This is a genomic window from Streptomyces sp. NPDC091280, from assembly GCF_044768565.1.
GTDB lineage: Bacteria > Actinomycetota > Actinomycetes > Streptomycetales > Streptomycetaceae > Streptomyces.
Genome location: NZ_JBIVUZ010000001.1, coordinates 924,298 through 939,498, shown reverse-complemented (window position 1 = coordinate 939,498; position 15,201 = coordinate 924,298). Strand labels below are relative to the sequence as shown.

Below are 15,201 nucleotides of genomic sequence, written 5' to 3'. Positions count from 1 at the left end.
TCCCTCTGCTCTCGCGGGAGTTCAGCCGCCGAGGCCGGCCCCCAGCTTCAGCAGGGCCGCCACGATCGGCCCCGCCGTGTCGCCGCCGTGGCCGCCCGCCTGGACCACGCCGGCGGCCACCAGGTCGCCCTTGTACGCGGTGAACCAGCCGTTGGGCTTCTTCTGGCCGTCGACCTCCGCCGAACCGGTCTTCGCGCCGTAGTCGGGGCCGAGCCCGGCCATCGCCTTCGCCGCCGTCCCGTAGTCGGCGGTGTACTTCATGACTTCCTTCAGCTCGGCCTGCGTCGTCGACGACATCGTGCGCGAGGCCTTCGCGAGGGTGCGGCCGTCGACCGACGCGGCGACCAGGTAGGGCTGGTGGAAGGTGCCCGTGTCGACGGTGGCGGCCACCGACGCCATGTTCAGCGGGTTCATCCGGACCCCGCCCTGGCCGATCAGCGAAGCGCCCATCTGCGCGCCGCTCTGCACCGGGACCGAGCCGTCGAAGGTGGGCACGCCGATGGCCCAGTTGTTCATGCCGAGGCCGTAGACCTGCTGGGCCTCCGTCGTCAGGTCGCTGTCGGACAGCTTGGGCGCGAAGTTGATGAAGGCGTTGTTGCAGGAGGCCCCGAAGGCCATCTTGAACGTGCCCTGCTTGATCTCCGAGTCGTCGTCGTTGTGGAAGGTCCAGCCCGCCAGCTTGTACGTCTTGGGGCAGGGGTGGGACGCGTCCGGAGTGATGAGGTTCTTCTCGAAGAGCATCGTCGACGTCACGATCTTCATCGTGGAACCGGGGGCCAGCGAGCCCTGGAAGGCCACGTTGAAGCCGTGCGAGGCGTTCGCGACGGCCAGGATCTCGCCGGTCGAGGGGCGCATCATCACGACCGAGGAGTTCTTCTGCTTGCCGACCTGCGTCTCCGCCGCCGCCTGGAGGGTCGGGCTGAGCGTCGTCTTCACCTTGCCCGGCGTGCCCTTGCTCAGCTCGACGAGCGTCTTGTCGGACTCCTTGGACTGCTTGCCGCGGACCACCCGCAGCTCGATGCCCGCCTTGCCGCCCGCCTTCTTCCCGAACTTCTCCCGCAGCCCGTCCAACACCGGCCCCAGGGACGGGTACTTGGCCGTCGTCAGCTCGCCGCCGTCCCGGTCGTAGGCCTTGATCGGCGGGGTGCCGGACTCGCCCGTCACCAGGGTGTCGCCGTCCGCGAGGTCCGGGTGGACGACGGAGGCGTGCCACTGCACGTACGGCTTGCCGTCCTTCGCGCTGCGCACGACGGTGAGCGAAGTGGCGTACGTCATGGGCTTGTTGATGCCCTTGTACGACACCGTGCACTTCACCGAGAAGGGGACCTTGGTGCCGGTGGGGGTGCCCTCGGTGACGGTGATGCCCTTCATGTGGGCGTTCTTGGTGTACCCGGTGAGCAGCGCGGAAGCCGCCGCCGACCTGTCGGTGACGGCGGCGGCCTGGGCGACCTTGCCCTGCTGCCAGTCGGCCAGGTACCGCTTCGCGGTCGTCTGGACCTCGGCCGCCGTCAACGGGCCCTTCTTGACGGCCTTGTGGTCCGAGGCCGACGTGCGCGCCTCGGCGGACGCCCCGCCGTCGTACAGCGCGTAGGCACCGACCCCCGCGCCGACGACGGCCACGGCGATCACCCCGCCGACCATGGCGGGTCTCGCCTTCCGCCGCTCGGCGACGCGCCTTCTCTTGCCCCTGGTGCCCACAGTTCCCGATCCTCCGCGAATCCCCTCGGGCCCCCGTCGCCCTCGGCCCTCTCCCACCCCAACGACCACGCCCACCCTAGAGTCCCGTCCTGTGCGGGTGAGTTCACTTTCCACCGGGAGTGAGTTCAGCCACTCGCCGCCAGTACCGCCCGCACGATCGGGCCGGCCGCGTCGATGCCGTGGCCGCCGTCCTGCGTCATGGCCGCCGCGGCGACATCGCCCCGGTAGCCGGTGAACCAGCTGTTGGACTTCGACTGCCCGTCCACCTCGGCGGACCCCGTCTTCGCCCCCATGTCGGGGCCGAGCCCGGCCATGATCCCGGCGGCGGTCCCGCTGGTCGCGGTGCGGTACATCATCGCCCGCAACTGCGCCGACGTACTCGCCGACAGGCCCCGCGCGGTGGCCAGTTGACGGTCGTCGAGGCTCTGCGCGACGAGGACCGGCTGCCGGAACGTGCCCGTCTTCGCGGTCGCCGTCACCGACGCCATGTTCAGCGGGCTCATCTGCACCTGGCCCTGGCCGATCAGGTTCGCCGCGGTGTCCGGACCGCCGGAGGCGGGCACCGAGCCGTCGAACGACGGGATGCCGGTCTTCCAGTTGTCCCGGCCGAGCCCGAACCGGTCCTGGGCCTCCCGGGTCAGCGAGTCCACCTTCACCGAGTCGGCGAACTTCACGAACGCCGTGTTGCAGGAGCGCGCGAAACTGTCCGCGAGCGTGGCCTTCTCGTCCGGGGCCAGTCCCTCCAGGTTGTGGAAGGTCTGGCTCTGCCAGGTGGCGGTGGGCGGACAGGGCGCCGCGCCGGTCATGCTGGTGATGTCGTTGTCGATGAGCGTGGCGGCGCTAATGATCTTCATCGTGGAGCCGGGCGCCAACTGCCCCAGGAACGCGGCGTTGAACCCGTCGTCACGATTGTTGGCGACCGCGAGCACCTGCCCGGTACTGGGCTGCACGGCCACGACGGACGACTCCGAGTACTTCGTCACGGCCTTCTCGGCGGCGGCCTGCGCGCTCGCGCTGAGCGTCGTCCGCACCTTGCCGGCCTCACCCTTCTCCAGGGTCACCAGCGTGGTGTCGGCGGAACCCTCGCCCTGATGCTTGATCGCCAGCTCGATCCCCGGCGTACCGCCCGCCTTGTCACCGTACTTGGCGCGCAACTCGTCGAGGATCGGCCCGAGCGACGGATACTTCTCCTTCGTCAGCACGGCCCCGTCCCGGTCCACGGCCTCGATCGCCGGGTTCTCGGACTCACCGGTGACGAAGGTGTCGCCGGCCTTCAACTCCGGGTGAACGACGGCCGGTTGCCAGTCGACGAGCGCGCGGCCGGTGGTCTTTCCGCGGACGACGGTCAGCCGGCTCGTATAGTCGAGCGGCTTGTCGATGCCCTTGTACGACACGGTCGCGTGCACCGTGAACGGTACGGTGGCGCCGGTCGCCGTACCGGGCGTGATCTTCACCTTCGCGATGTGACCGGCCCCGCCGAACGACTCCAGTACGGGATCGGCGGCGGCGTCGTTGTTCGTGTACGACGCGGCGGTCACCGCCTGCCCCTTCTCCCAGGCCGCGAAGAACTTGGCCGTGGTGGCCTTGACCTCCGAAGCGCTGGGCGGCCCCGTCTTCACGGCCGCGGCCCCACCGGACCCGGCCGACCCGCCGTCCCCGCCGAGCGCGGACATGAGATTGTACGCCCCGTACCCGGCCCCACCCACCATCACGGCGAACACACCGCCGACGACGGTGACTTTGACCCCCTTGCGCATGGTGCGGTCCCCTCCCGCTGTCAGTCCTCCGACTGTATGGGGCGTGAGGGAAAGCTGTGAGAGGTGTTGCTTTTTGTTGTCCTAACGGAGACCGGTGACTCCGTCGGTGACTTCCGGGGGGTTGGTGCTGGTGCTCTTGCCCAAGCGGGCGGTGCTCAAGTCACGTTCGGCGCTTGGTCGACGGGTTGTCCTAACGGAGACCGGCGGTGAAGGCGGACCAGGCGCTGCTAGGGAGGAGCAGCACGGGGCCGTCCGGGACCTTGGAGTCGCGGACGGGGACGAGGCCGGTGACTTCGTCGGCCACTTCCAGGCATTCGCCACCGCTGCCGTTGCTGTAGCTGCTCTTGCGCCAGCGGGCAGAGCTCAAGTCACGTTCGGTGCTTGCCATTTCGATGGTCCTTCGCCGCTTGATCGATCATGGCCAGAGACGCCTCCGGGGACAACGCCGTGGCCCTGAGCAGATCGTACGACCTGCGGTAGTCCTTCACGAGGGCCGGATAGTCGATCAGTTGGCCACTGTGGAGACCCTCCGTGTAGACCACGGGCGGCGCGTCCGGGAACGTCATGACGCGGGTCATGCCCATCATCATCGGGTGGACTGCTGTCGTTTCCGGAAGGATCTGCAAAACACTCTGGGTGGACCGGATCACGTGCGCCACGTGGTCCAGTTGCTCTGCCATCTCCTCGGGCGGCAGCAGCGGTTTGCGGATCATCCTCTCGTCCAGAATCCCCCAGAACGCCGGAGGGTCTTCGCGCTCCCAGAGCTTCGCTCGATCCATACGAGCGTCGACCTGCTTCTCGACGGTCTTGGGGCGCAGCCACGGGAGCGAGGTGCGTACGACGGCTTTGGCGTACGCCGATGTCTGGAGTAGCCCCGGCACCAGCATGGGTGCCCAGTCCTCGATCGACTCCGCGAACTTCTCCATCTCCGCCACATCCGCGAAGTACTCCGCGTGCCCCGACTGCTTCGCCTTCCTCGCGTCTTCACAGCGCCGCTCGAAAAACCCGTCCGTCCCGAGCCGACGGTCCACATGCCGGGCCAGATCCAGCGGCATCCGCCGCTCCCCGCGCTCGATCTGGCTCAGGAACGGCACCCCCCGATAACTGCCCTCCGCCAACTGCTCCAGCGTCAGACCCGCCTGTTCCCTCTTGTAGCGCAACTCCGCGCCGTAGAAGGAGGGGACGTTCGCCGACGCGTCGGTGTCCTTGCGAGGAGGCACAACTGACCACCGCCATTTGCTCGTTGACAGGCGTAACTCGAACTCCTTTCACGGTAGGGCCTGTCACGTCACTGTGTGAGTGATTCGTCACAGAACGCACAGGAGGCCCCGGCCCATGTCCACCCCCTACGACACCACCCTCTGCGCGGAGGAACTCCGCGACGCCCTCGCCGCCCACGGCATCACACTCCCGTCACTCCGCGCGGACCTGCCGGGCTCCGGAGGGCTGGTCGCGCTGGGCAACTGCAACCTCGACACGGCCCGCCGCCTGGCCGCCGTACTCCGTCAGGCGGCGGAACGATGAACGCGGCGAGGGTGTTCGAGGCCGAGCTGCTCGCCGTACCGAAGGCCGTCCCCGAACTACGACACGCGGTGCGCGCCTACTTGGGCGGCGGCCCGCACCCCGAAGTGGAGCTCTGCGTCAGCGAGTTGGTGAGCAACGTGATCCGGCATGTGGGGGAGGGGACACCGGTACGGGTACGGATCGCCAGGGTCGGCCCGGACGACGACCGTATCCGGGTCGAGGTGACCGACCCCGACCCGCGTGCCCTCCCCGTCCTCCTGGACGCCACGACCGACACCGGCCTCGGCGCCGAATCGGGGCGCGGACTGATGCTGCTGGACGCGGTGGCGGTGCGGTGGGGGGTGGAACCGGGGGCATCCGGGAAGGTGGTGTGGTGCGAGGTGCGGGGCTGAGGCCGCTGTTGGTCGCTGGAGACCCACGCGGGTGATCTCTCGGTGCACCCGTCGTCGTAGCTGAGTTTCTGCGTTCGACGTCGTACGCGAGCAGGTAGCCGCCCGGCGGTGCGAGGTGTTCACGGGCAGCGGCGGAGGCGACGAGAACAACGCCCACCACTCCAAGACGCAAGCCGAACTGCCGACGCCCGAACCCGTGCCGACGCTGATGGCGTTCGGGATGCACACCCCCGGATTCGCCCGTCCTGGTGGAGGTCGGCCTGCGAAGCCTCATGTGACCAGCCCCGACACGGAAGTTGAGCACGTGGAAGCCACCAACCTCCTGTACCGGGATCCGGCGCTCTACGACCTGGTCCAGGCGGACAGTGCGGGCGCCGGGATGTGCCAGATCCTGATCGAACTGCACTGTCCGGACGCCCGGACCTTGGTCGACTTCGGGTGCGGCACCGGCCGGGACCTGGAGATCTTGGCCAAGCGTTTCGAGTGCATCGGCGTGGACCTCCAGCTCCCCTCGGGCGAGGAGGCCCAGGACGAAATCCGCCGACGCGTCCTGTTCCCCGCGAGCTGGAGCACTACGCGGCGGGTGCCGACTTCGAGGTCCTGGACATTCTCGACGGCACAGGGGCACGGCCCATTGCTCCGACCGCATACACGGTGGTGCGATACACCCGATGGTGAAGGCGATGCGGAAGTCGGTGCCGATGCCTGCCGCCTGCGCCGCTGACGGCAGCGCTGCACCGGGGCCATTGGACCGGGATGCCGCGCAATGTGTTGCACTCAGGTTGGTAATTCTGTCGGCGCTCCAACATCGTAAAGGGGGAAGTGGTCATGAGCGAAGAGCAGGTCGGTGAACTGTCGGAATGGCTTCTGAGACGTGGATTTTCTTTGATTGAGACGCGAGAAACAGGTGGGTTCGAGAATATCTTGATGAGGTTCCAGGGAGATGGATGCGAAGTGTGGGCAACCAGGGAGCGAGGCATTTGGTCTGTTGGGATCGCTCCTCCCGGAAGTTCTCGCGACATGGCCTCGAAGATTTGGCGCTGCTATCTTGACGGCGTGGAGCCAGACGTATCGGCAGGCCCCGATTCCATTGATGTCGATATTTCTTTCGTGTATGAGCGATTGGGTGAAGTGAGTCTGGCGATTCAGCGGGACAGTGATATTGGTGAACGGCTTGTCGATATCAATTGGATATTTGTTAAAGCGCGCCTTGGGTTGGACCCTGATATGCCCATGCCGGGCAACCCTGGTTTCGGCAAGCCCTAGGTTCGACGTGCCGAACGTCGGCGGCAGTAACAGGGCGACCATCTCCCAGAGCTCATCAGGAACCAGACGCTTCGACGGATCAGCACCCTCGGCCGACATCATGCCGCTCGAACATCACGTCACGTGACACAGCCTGCTGTGCCTTGACTGATGCGGCCGTCGACGCCCTCGCGCAGGATGTCGGCGTGCCCGGCATGCGGCCACCGCGGCACGCGGCCGGGGGCGTCGAGGGGAAGCCCGTTGATCGTCGCGTCCGAGTGTTCCCACGTGCGCCGGTAGAACCCGACGATCTGATCGCGCTTCTCGTCCTCGGTCGCCCACAGATCAGTCTCCCGAGCAGGTTGTCCTTGGTGAATTCATCGATCATGCGGCATCAGCAGCCTGCGATGGGCTGCTCGTGGTCTCAAGATTCCTTATATGGTCCGCAATGACTGGCAGAGCCGAGACCTGGCCATGGTCACCGCCCTGAGCAATTACAAGAAGCTCGCGAAACTTGCCAGGTGAGACAACATAGGAGAGGTCGCATGCAAGCCAGTCCGGCTGCCCTCGGTCGGCCTGCGAAAGAAAACGCGCGGCTCTTCGCGACCCGCAAGCGCCGACAACGAGCGGGAGGGCGCTGCCCTGTAGGCCGCGCCCTCCCGGAATGTCCAACCACCTAAACCCACGTATCCAGCCACATCCGAGACCGCCACTGCCCAATAGGAATCGACGTCCCCGTGTACAGCGGCCAGAAGTAGATGAAGTTCGCGTGATCCGGCCCGGTGGGGTCCCGACCAGGGCCTTAGGACCTGCCGGAGAACAACCTGTGGGCGGGCAATGCGTTGACCTGCGATGTCAAGGCCAGAAACCCGCAAGTTAATTCTCGGCGGGCCCTTAGAGCCATCATTTCCTCCGTCGGCTACGAAGTCAGAGTACGCCTGTTGGACCGTTCTGTCCCGTCTTTCTTGCTAAGCCCAGTCCTGGGATGAAGGAGACGGATTTGTCATCTACGTGGTCTTCGCCGCTCGGAAACGAATGAATGGCCGGGACACGCTGCGAGCCCTATGAGCGTCTGCCGTGCATATACATGTTCTCTAAGCGTATGGGGAGTCGCTGAAGCGACTCTTCAAACGTCCGTCGTGAGCGCTGATGCTGGGTCCGCGCTTGAGTTTGGCGATCGGCGTCGATCTCATAGTCCGCCCGAACTCGCTCAACCTCCGCTCGGAGGAGTAGCCGGCGAAGCTCTTTGAACTCGGAACCCAGGATCCAACTCGTCGAGCGAGGCGACCACCCGTACCGGGAGGCCAGAGCCAAGAGATCAGGCTCATCCGTCGATGGCTGTGACCAGAAGCCAGGCTGTGCACCGTACTTTGAGAACAGATGTCTTACTGACCGCTCCACTTGTTCAAGGTGCTCTGGGACGGCACGTCCGCGGCGCACTGCTGCTACCACATTCTCCAGGGGGACGTCAAAGGCTACCGCCACCTTGTCGAGGAATGTGGGTATGGCGGCTGAGTTTGGCAGTGTCGCGTGGATCTCGAAGCGCCGATAGGTGCTCTCACGTACGGCGAGTCGCCGGGCCGCATCACGTTGTGTCAGGCCGCACGCTCGGCGCAGGTCAGCTATGTCCCACTCCCGGTAGTCGTTTGGGCTCGCCAACTTCAGCGGATGGACGTTCAGCGCGTGAGCCAAGGCGAGGATGCGTGGTGGCTCAGGGACTCTTAGACCGTTCTCGTAGGCAAGGATCTGCGCCTTGGTGGCTCCTATGCGACGGGCGAGTTCCTGAGCGCTCAGTGGTGTGGCGCTCTCGCTGCGGCGCGAATCACGAGACATGCGAAGCGCTCTGAGGGCGGCTCCGTCAAAGCTGACAGCCAGTCCACGTGCCATAAAGTCCCCCATCCCCTACTGGGTACAGTTTAGCGATGCATCATAGGACGCAGTCAGGGCTAGTTCCTCTGCTGCACGCGCCGCTGAACAGGCACGTTGTATTTTTTGGATGAGCCGTGCCTTTGGCTGCATCAGGCCACGATGGCACCGTTTTGGAAGTCGCCCCGCAGGTTAGGCCCACCCCTTTTAAGGTGATTTGGGTCTGCTTTGGAGGTAGGCGCCGTTGCCCTAGAGGGGAATCGACTCCTGCGTCTGTAGGAGTTCAGACGGGCCTGCCTGCCCTGATCTTGGAGGGTCGAAGCAGGCAGGCCCTTGAGCCGGAAGGGGCCCGTATATGACGGTACACATCGAGGCTTGGCGCATCGCCGTCCTCGTCATCGGCAGCGTCGTGGGGTACTTCATCTTCAAGCACACTCAGCGTGCGACGCCGGGACTTCCTGCAGGCATGGGTGACCCGACCGCCGCCATCGCTGCGGCAGTGGGAGTTATCTCTGCTTTGGTGATCCTTTTTGGCTAGACAAGGGGTGCGGCTGACGTCAGGAGTCGGCCACTGGCTCTCCTTGCAGCCCCCGGGCGTCCCCCGCGAAGAGGGTTGAAAGGAAAAGGGCCAGCTCATCGGCCTTGGGGCCGGCCCGCTGTAAATCTGCCGGGGCCCGGGGCCGGGCCGTCCTCGGGCCGTCCGAGGACGGCCCACGACAACCGCTAACGACCAATAACGACCACGAGGGCGTGGCTGTCAGCCGCGCCCTCGTGGTGTGTCTGCCCAGCTAGACCCAGGTGTCCAGCCACATCCGAGACCGCCACTGCCCAATAGGAATCGACGTCCCCGTATACAGCGGCCAGAAGTAGATGAAGTTCCACGTGATCAGTAGGACCAGTACGCCCGCGCCGACCGCCCCCGTGACCCGGCGGGTGTCGCTGGAGCCCGGGGGGCCGATGATCGCGCCGATCAGCATCGCCACCGCGAGGCACAGGAACGGCAGGAAGACGATGGAGTAGAAGAAGAAGATCGTGCGGTCCTGGTAGAGGAACCAGGGGAGGTAGCCGGCCGCGACGCCGCAGGCGATCGCGCCCGCGCGCCAGTCGCGGCGGAACGCCCAGCGCCACAGGACGTACAGGATCGCGAAGCAGGCCGCCCACCACAGCATCGGCGTGCCGATGGCGAGGACCTCGCGGGCGCACTTGTCGCCGGCGTTCAGGGGGCAGCCGTCCGTGCCGGGGGAGGGGGACTCGTAGAAGTAGGAGACCGGGCGGCCGTCGACGAGCCAGCTCCACGGGTTGGACATGTACGTGTGCGGGGAGTGCAGGCCGACGTTGAACTCGTAGACCTCGTGCTCGTAGTGCCACAGGCTGCGTACCCAGTCCGGCAGGACGTGGCTCCAGGTGCCGCCCTTGCCGTCGGTCGCGGCCCAGTTGCGGAAGTAGCCGCCGGTGCCGTCCGTGGGGGAGAGGATCCAGCCGATCCAGGACGTCAGGTAGACCGTGAGGGCGACCGGGATGGTCGCCACGAAGCCCAGTCCCAGGTCGTGCTTGAGGACCGCCACGTACGCGTTGCGGGCGCCCGCCACCTTGCGGGAGCCGACGTCCCACATCAGCATCAGCACGAAGAACGCGGCCGTGATGTACAGGCCGTTCCACTTGGTGCCGATCGCCAGGCCCAGCAGCAGGCCCGCCGTCCAGCGCCAGGGGCGCCAGCCGAGGGACAGGGTGTCGGCGGTGTGCGCGTCGGGGCGGACCCGGCCGTCCGCGCCCACCGGGAGCGCCGCCGCGAGTCTCGCGCGGGCCTTGTCGCGGTCGATCAGCAGGCAGCCGAACGCGGCCACCACGAAGAACATCAGCACACCGTCGAGCAGCGAGGTGCGGGCCATCACGAAGGCCAGGCCGTCCAGCGACATCAGGACGCCCGCGACACAGCCGAGGAACGTGGAGCGGAACAGGCGGCGGCCGATGCGGCACAGCATCAGCACGGTCAGCGTGCCGAGCAGGGCCGTCATGAAGCGCCAGCCGAACGGGTTGAAGCCGAAGATCAGCTCGCCGAGGCCGATGACGTACTTGCCGACCGGCGGGTGCACGACGTAGGCGGCGTCGGTCGGGATGGGGACGTGCCCGCCGGTCTTCAGGATGAGGTCGTTGGCGTTCTTGTCCCAGTTGACCTCGAAGCCGCGGTGGACGAGCGCCCACGCGTCCTTGGCGTAGTACGTCTCGTCGAATATCACCGCCTTCGGACTGCCCAGGTGGTAGAAGCGCATCACGCCGGCCATGAGGGTGACCAGCAGCGGCCCGCCCCACGCCGACCACCGGGTGATGCGGTCGACGAGCGTCGGCGAGAAGCCGAGCGTCGCCCACAGCCGGGGGCTGGGCTCCGTGTACGGCGGCACCAGCCGGTCCCGTACGTCGCTTCTCGGCCCCGCCGTGTAGCCGAAACGGCGCAGCCGCTGCTGCCACGACGGCCGCTGCTCTGGTGGGGCCTGGCCCTGCCGGGTGTCCGTGGAGTCCGTGGACGACGCTGTACTGGTCACCGCGCCATCGTAGGGAACACCTCTGTGTGAGTCCCGTGCATGGGCGGTCTCGGTCCGGATGCGTCCGGATCTGTCGGCCCTGCGAGGATGGGAACGTGACTGGAACCCTTGTTTTGGCGGGCACCCCCATCGGCGACACGCAGGACGCTCCTCCCCGGCTCGCCGAGGAGCTGGCCGGGGCCGATGTGGTCGCCGCCGAGGACACCCGGCGGCTGCGCCGGCTGACCCAGGCCCTCGGGGTGCAGCCCAAGGGGCGGGTCGTGTCGTACTTCGAGGGCAACGAGGCCGCCCGGACACCCGAGTTGGTCGAGGCCCTGGTCGGCGGGGCGCGGGTGCTGCTGGTCACGGACGCGGGGATGCCGTCCGTGTCCGACCCGGGGTACCGGCTGGTCGCCGCCGCCGTCGCCAAGGACATCAGGGTGACCGCCGTACCGGGGCCGTCCGCGGTGCTCACCGCGCTCGCGCTGTCGGGGCTGCCGGTGGACCGGTTCTGCTTCGAGGGGTTCCTGCCGCGGAAGGCGGGCGAACGGCTGTCGCGGCTGCGGGAGGTGGCCGGTGAGCGGCGCACCCTCGTCTACTTCGAGGCCCCGCACCGGCTCGACGACACCCTCGCCGCGATGGCGGAGGCGTTCGGCCCGGAACGGCGGGCCGCCGTGTGCCGGGAACTCACCAAGACGTACGAGGAGATCAAGCGCGGCCCGGTCGGCGAACTCGCCGCGTGGGCGGCGGAAGGGGTGCGCGGCGAGATCACCGTCGTGGTGGAGGGGGCGCCGGAACAGGCCGGGGAACTCGACGCGGACGAGCTGGTGCGGCGGGTCCGGGTGCGCGAGGAGGCGGGCGAGCGGCGAAAGGAAGCGATCGCCGCGGTCGCGGTCGAAGCGGGCGTTCCCAAGCGCGAGGTCTTCGATGCCGTGGTGGCCGCCAAGACCGCGCAAAAACCCCTCTGAGCTGCGGCGCGATCCCCTCTGAGCAGGGCGCTTCTCCCATGAGCGGGCGCCCCATGGCGGGGCAAAGCACGGTCACCGAATGCAAAGTCCCGACCGGCTCGGGAGGGCGATTCGACAAGGAAAGTCCAAATCGCCTCCAACAGTCGACAGGACTGATGCGCTCGCCCTGCCTGAGGCGTCCACTGGACTGAGGGACGCACCCGTCCCTCGCCTCCACCGGGATTCCGGGGGGAATCCCCTCGCCGGAGGCGCTTGTCCAGCAGCAAGCAAGCAGGAGCTGGCATGAGTGAGATCGCAGGGCAGACCGGCCTCCGGGGCGCTGCCACCGCCGTGGTGAACGAGTCGTACTCCTTCGCCTGCATGCGGTGCGGGCACGGCTGGGAGCAGGCCTACGAGATAGAGCACCACGTCGACACCGACGGCCACCAGTTCGTGATGTACGTGGCGGACGGCCAGGTCGTGCCGTCGCCCCTGAGCCGCCCCGCGTGCCACAACTGCGACGGGCATGTCGTGCGCATCATGCGGGCGGGCCAGGTGTCGTCGGTACGGGACGCGGCGGAGCGGCAGTACCGGGCGCCCAGGCCCCGGCCGGCGGCGGAGGGCACCGACCCGGCGGACGGGACCGCGGCCTCCGCGCAGGAGCCCACCGGGCACCACTGGCACCTGTCCGACCTGCTGCACCCCTTCCACCACCACCGCAAGGCGAGCTGACCGGCTCCCGCGACCGGGCGGGCATGCCCCTTTCGTAGGATCGGGGCATGCCTGCCTCCAGCGACAAGACCGTCGGCAAGACCGTCGACAAGAGCGCCGACAAGCGCGTCGAGAACAGCGCCGACCAGCGCGTCGAGAAGAGCGCGCCTCCGCTCCCGGAGCCCCTCCGGGTGCCCGTCGCCGACTCCCACACCCACCTCGACATGCAGTCCGGCACGGTGGAGCAGGCGCTCGCCAAGGCCGCCTCGGTCGGGGTCACGACGCTCGTGCAGGTCGGCTGCGACGTCAAGGGCTCGCGCTGGGCCGCCGAGACGGCCGCCCGCCACGACGCGATCCACGCGACGGTCGCCCTCCACCCGAACGAGGCGCCGCGCATCGTGCACGGCGACCCCGACGGCTGGTCCAGGCAGGGCGCGCGCACCGGCGGCGGCGACTCCGCCCTGGACGAGGCCCTGGCGGAGATCGACCGGCTGGCCGGACTGCCCCACGTCAAGGGCGTCGGCGAGACCGGCCTCGACCACTTCCGCACCGGCCCCGAGGGCAAGGCCGCGCAGGAGCGGTCCTTCCGCGCCCACATCGAGATCGCCAAGCGGCACGGCAAGGCCCTGGTCATCCACGACCGCGACGCCCACGCCGACGTGCTGCGCGTCCTCAAGGAGGAGGGCGCCCCCGAGCGGACCGTCTTCCACTGCTACTCCGGCGACGCCGAGATGGCCGAACTGTGCGCGAGCGCCGGGTACTTCATGTCGTTCGCCGGCACGGTCACGTTCAAGAACGCCCAGAACCTTCGGGACGCGCTCGCCGTCGCCCCGCTCGAACTGGTCCTCGTCGAGACCGACGCCCCCTTCCTCACCCCGGCGCCGTACCGCGGACGGCCGAACGCGCCGTATCTCATTCCGGTCACGGTCCGCGCCATGGCGGCCGTCCGGGGCATCGACGAGGACGCCTTGGCGTCGGCCCTCGCCGCCAACACGGCCCGCGCCTTCGGCTACTGAGCCTCCGCGCGCCCGTCGACGACGGCTCCGCGACCCCGCCCGTGCGGCTCGCGCGACCCGTCGAACACGACTCTGGGTAGTCGCGTCGCTTTGGAGAGTGACCGTCGCTCCGCTAGGTTCTGTGGGCCCGATCCGGACCCGTCTGGCCTTCTGGAGCGTGTCGGCGTGAGCAACCACGAGACCTACGAGACGTACGACCGCGGTGTGCGCGCCGATGTCTACACCGACGAGCACACCGACGAGCACACCGACAGGTACGGCGTCAGGTACACCGACGCGACCCAGGTGTACGAGGACACGTACCGGCCCGCCTACGAGGCGCCGGAGCCCGTGTTCCCGCGCCAGGCGGTCACCGTCGCGCCGGGCCGCGCGGACCGCAGACGAAGAGCCGACCGCACCGGCTCCACCGCCGCCACCGTGCGCCGCCTGGTCCCGCAGGCCCTGGTCGTCGCCTTCCTGGCCGGCGGCACCACCGCGTTCGTCGCCAAGGACAAGGCGATCGAGCTGACCGTCGACGGCAGGCCGCGCACCCTGCACACCTTCGCCGACGACGTCACCGAACTCCTCGCCCAGCAGGGCGTCGAGGTCGGCGAGCACGACGTGGTGGCGCCCGGCCCGGACGCGGACCTCGCCAGCGGCGACGAGGTCGCGGTCCGCTACGGCCGCCCCGTGCGGCTCACCGTCGACGGACACCGGCGCGAGGTGTGGACCACGGCCCGCACGGTCGACGGCGCCCTCGAACAGCTCGGCGTACGCGCGGAGGGCGCCTACCTCTCGACCTCCCGCTCCCAGCCCATCGGCCGCGCCGGACTCGCCCTCGACGTACGGACCGAACGCACCGTCACGATCATGGCCGACGGCCGCGCCCGTACGATCCGCACCAACGCGGCGACGGTCGGCGAGGCGGTCCACGAGGCCGGCATCGGCCTGCACGGCGAGGACACCACCTCGGTCCCGCCCGACAGCTTCCCGCGCGACGGCCAGACGATCACGGTCCTACGGGTCACCGGCACCCGCGAGGTCCGCGAGGAGGCCATCCCCTTCAAGGTGGAACGCACCGACGACCCCACCCTGTTCAAGGGCACCGAGGTCGTCGAACGCGCCGGCCGGCCGGGCCTGCGCCGCGTCACCTACGCCCTGCGCACGGTCAACGGCGTCAAGGAGAAGCCCCGCCGCGTCGACGAGCAGCTGGTCCGCGAACCCCGCTCCCAGCTCGTCAAGGTCGGCACCAAGGCGATGCCCACCTCGGTCCAGGGCGCCGACCAGCTCGACTGGCACGGCCTCGCCACCTGCGAGTCCGGAGGCCGCCCCGGCGCGGTCGACCCCTCCGGCACCTACGGCGGCCTCTACCAGTTCGACACCCACACCTGGCACAGCCTCGGCGGCAGCGGACGCCCGCAGGACGCGAGCGCGGAGGAACAGACGTTCAGGGCGAAGCGGCTGTACGTGCGCAGGGGCGCGAGTCCGTGGCCGCACTGCGGGACGCGGCTGCACGGTTGAGGGGGGACGGGGACAGGGGGCGCAGC

Annotated in this window: 15 protein-coding genes and 1 pseudogene; 9 read left to right on the top strand and 7 right to left on the bottom strand. The window is 68.3% G+C overall.

The features are described 5' to 3' along the window. Positions 1-21 precede the first annotated feature (21 nt). The 4 genes from ACIQPR_RS04315 to ACIQPR_RS04300 all read right to left on the bottom strand — a co-directional run bounded on the left by ACIQPR_RS04315 (position 22) and on the right by ACIQPR_RS04300 (position 4,675). Positions 22-1,641 carry a penicillin-binding transpeptidase domain-containing protein gene (locus ACIQPR_RS04315; protein WP_403642915.1) on the bottom strand — a complete coding sequence of 540 codons (1,620 nt, stop codon included), beginning with the start codon at positions 1,639-1,641 and terminating at the stop codon, positions 22-24. A gap of 182 nt (positions 1,642-1,823) precedes the next feature. Next, positions 1,824-3,455: a penicillin-binding transpeptidase domain-containing protein gene (locus tag ACIQPR_RS04310; protein WP_403641644.1), complete on the bottom strand. Its 1,632-nt coding sequence runs from the start codon at positions 3,453-3,455 to the stop codon at positions 1,824-1,826. Between the two features lie 190 nt (positions 3,456-3,645). After that, positions 3,646-3,843 carry a DUF397 domain-containing protein gene (locus ACIQPR_RS04305; protein WP_403641641.1) on the bottom strand — a complete coding sequence of 66 codons (198 nt, stop codon included), beginning with the start codon at positions 3,841-3,843 and terminating at the stop codon, positions 3,646-3,648. Next, on the bottom strand, positions 3,824-4,675 hold the full coding sequence (locus tag ACIQPR_RS04300) for a helix-turn-helix domain-containing protein (protein ID WP_403641639.1): 852 nt from the start codon (positions 4,673-4,675) through the stop codon (positions 3,824-3,826). The genes ACIQPR_RS04305 and ACIQPR_RS04300 overlap by 20 nt, the downstream gene beginning before the upstream one ends. 115 nt (positions 4,676-4,790) lie before the next feature. On the opposite strand from ACIQPR_RS04300, the gene ACIQPR_RS04295 reads away from it, so the two are divergent. The 4 genes from ACIQPR_RS04295 (at position 4,791) to ACIQPR_RS04280 (ending at position 6,637) form a co-directional block, all read left to right on the top strand. Then, positions 4,791-4,979, top strand: a complete 189-nt coding sequence (locus ACIQPR_RS04295) for a hypothetical protein (protein WP_403641636.1) — start codon at positions 4,791-4,793, stop codon at positions 4,977-4,979. Further along, positions 4,976-5,371: an ATP-binding protein gene (locus tag ACIQPR_RS04290; RefSeq protein WP_403641633.1), complete on the top strand. Its 396-nt coding sequence runs from the start codon at positions 4,976-4,978 to the stop codon at positions 5,369-5,371. Before ACIQPR_RS04295 ends, ACIQPR_RS04290 begins: the two co-directional genes overlap by 4 nt. A 115-nt stretch (positions 5,372-5,486) precedes the next feature. Beyond that, a complete protein-coding gene (locus tag ACIQPR_RS04285; protein ID WP_403641630.1) occupies positions 5,487-6,095 on the top strand; it encodes a hypothetical protein in 609 nt (202 codons plus the stop codon). Between the two features lie 104 nt (positions 6,096-6,199). After that, positions 6,200-6,637, top strand: coding sequence for a hypothetical protein (locus ACIQPR_RS04280; protein ID WP_403641627.1), 438 nt, complete (start codon positions 6,200-6,202; stop codon positions 6,635-6,637). Between the two features lie 79 nt (positions 6,638-6,716). On the opposite strand, the pseudogene ACIQPR_RS04275 reads toward ACIQPR_RS04280, so the two are convergent. Together ACIQPR_RS04275 and ACIQPR_RS04270 are read right to left on the bottom strand one after the other, a co-directional pair. Further along, positions 6,717-6,966, bottom strand: a pseudogene (locus tag ACIQPR_RS04275) (type I restriction endonuclease subunit M); the annotation flags it as partial. A gap of 712 nt (positions 6,967-7,678) precedes the next feature. Beyond that, the gene (locus ACIQPR_RS04270) at positions 7,679-8,503 is read right to left on the bottom strand and encodes a helix-turn-helix domain-containing protein (protein WP_403641624.1); all 825 of its coding nucleotides are present in this window, start codon (positions 8,501-8,503) and stop codon (positions 7,679-7,681) included. 334 nt (positions 8,504-8,837) lie between these two features. Here ACIQPR_RS04270 and ACIQPR_RS04265 point away from each other — a divergent pair, with 334 nt between their 5' ends. Continuing rightward, positions 8,838-9,020 (top strand): hypothetical protein, encoded by a 183-nt coding sequence (locus ACIQPR_RS04265; RefSeq protein WP_403641622.1) that lies wholly within the window; start codon positions 8,838-8,840, stop codon positions 9,018-9,020. Between the two features lie 250 nt (positions 9,021-9,270). Here ACIQPR_RS04265 and ACIQPR_RS04260 read toward each other — a convergent pair whose 3' ends face one another. Next, positions 9,271-11,022, bottom strand: coding sequence for a dolichyl-phosphate-mannose--protein mannosyltransferase (locus ACIQPR_RS04260; protein ID WP_403641619.1), 1,752 nt, complete (start codon positions 11,020-11,022; stop codon positions 9,271-9,273). A 95-nt stretch (positions 11,023-11,117) separates the two neighbouring features. On the opposite strand from ACIQPR_RS04260, the gene rsmI reads away from it, so the two are divergent. The 4 genes from rsmI (at position 11,118) to ACIQPR_RS04240 (ending at position 15,175) form a co-directional block, all read left to right on the top strand. Further along, positions 11,118-11,969, top strand: a complete 852-nt coding sequence (rsmI, locus tag ACIQPR_RS04255; protein WP_403641617.1) for a 16S rRNA (cytidine(1402)-2'-O)-methyltransferase — start codon at positions 11,118-11,120, stop codon at positions 11,967-11,969. 282 nt (positions 11,970-12,251) lie between these two features. Then, positions 12,252-12,680, top strand: coding sequence for a hypothetical protein (locus tag ACIQPR_RS04250; protein WP_403641614.1), 429 nt, complete (start codon positions 12,252-12,254; stop codon positions 12,678-12,680). A 47-nt stretch (positions 12,681-12,727) separates the two neighbouring features. Next, positions 12,728-13,675, top strand: a complete 948-nt coding sequence (locus ACIQPR_RS04245) for a TatD family hydrolase (RefSeq protein ID WP_403641611.1) — start codon at positions 12,728-12,730, stop codon at positions 13,673-13,675. Positions 13,676-13,840: 165 nt separating this feature from the next. Next, complete coding sequence (locus ACIQPR_RS04240) at positions 13,841-15,175, top strand: ubiquitin-like domain-containing protein (protein WP_403641608.1); 1,335 nt, start codon at positions 13,841-13,843, stop codon at positions 15,173-15,175. Positions 15,176-15,201: the final 26 nt, after the last annotated feature.

Excerpts from the sequence above, each read along its gene's own strand:
- ACIQPR_RS04290 (WP_403641633.1), top strand. The coding sequence starts at position 4,976 with ATGAACGCGGCGAGGGTGTTCGAGGCCGAGCTGCTCGCCGTACCGAAG.
- ACIQPR_RS04245 (WP_403641611.1), top strand. The coding sequence starts at position 12,728 with ATGCCTGCCTCCAGCGACAAGACCGTCGGCAAGACCGTCGACAAGAGC.
- ACIQPR_RS04270 (WP_403641624.1), bottom strand. The coding sequence starts at position 8,503 with ATGGCACGTGGACTGGCTGTCAGCTTTGACGGAGCCGCCCTCAGAGCG.
- ACIQPR_RS04250 (WP_403641614.1), top strand. The coding sequence starts at position 12,252 with ATGAGTGAGATCGCAGGGCAGACCGGCCTCCGGGGCGCTGCCACCGCC.
- ACIQPR_RS04305 (WP_403641641.1), bottom strand. The coding sequence starts at position 3,843 with ATGGCAAGCACCGAACGTGACTTGAGCTCTGCCCGCTGGCGCAAGAGC.
- ACIQPR_RS04280 (WP_403641627.1), top strand. The coding sequence starts at position 6,200 with ATGAGCGAAGAGCAGGTCGGTGAACTGTCGGAATGGCTTCTGAGACGT.
- ACIQPR_RS04295 (WP_403641636.1), top strand. The coding sequence starts at position 4,791 with ATGTCCACCCCCTACGACACCACCCTCTGCGCGGAGGAACTCCGCGAC.
- ACIQPR_RS04310 (WP_403641644.1), bottom strand. The coding sequence starts at position 3,455 with ATGCGCAAGGGGGTCAAAGTCACCGTCGTCGGCGGTGTGTTCGCCGTG.
- ACIQPR_RS04315 (WP_403642915.1), bottom strand. The coding sequence starts at position 1,641 with ATGGTCGGCGGGGTGATCGCCGTGGCCGTCGTCGGCGCGGGGGTCGGT.
- ACIQPR_RS04265 (WP_403641622.1), top strand. The coding sequence starts at position 8,838 with ATGACGGTACACATCGAGGCTTGGCGCATCGCCGTCCTCGTCATCGGC.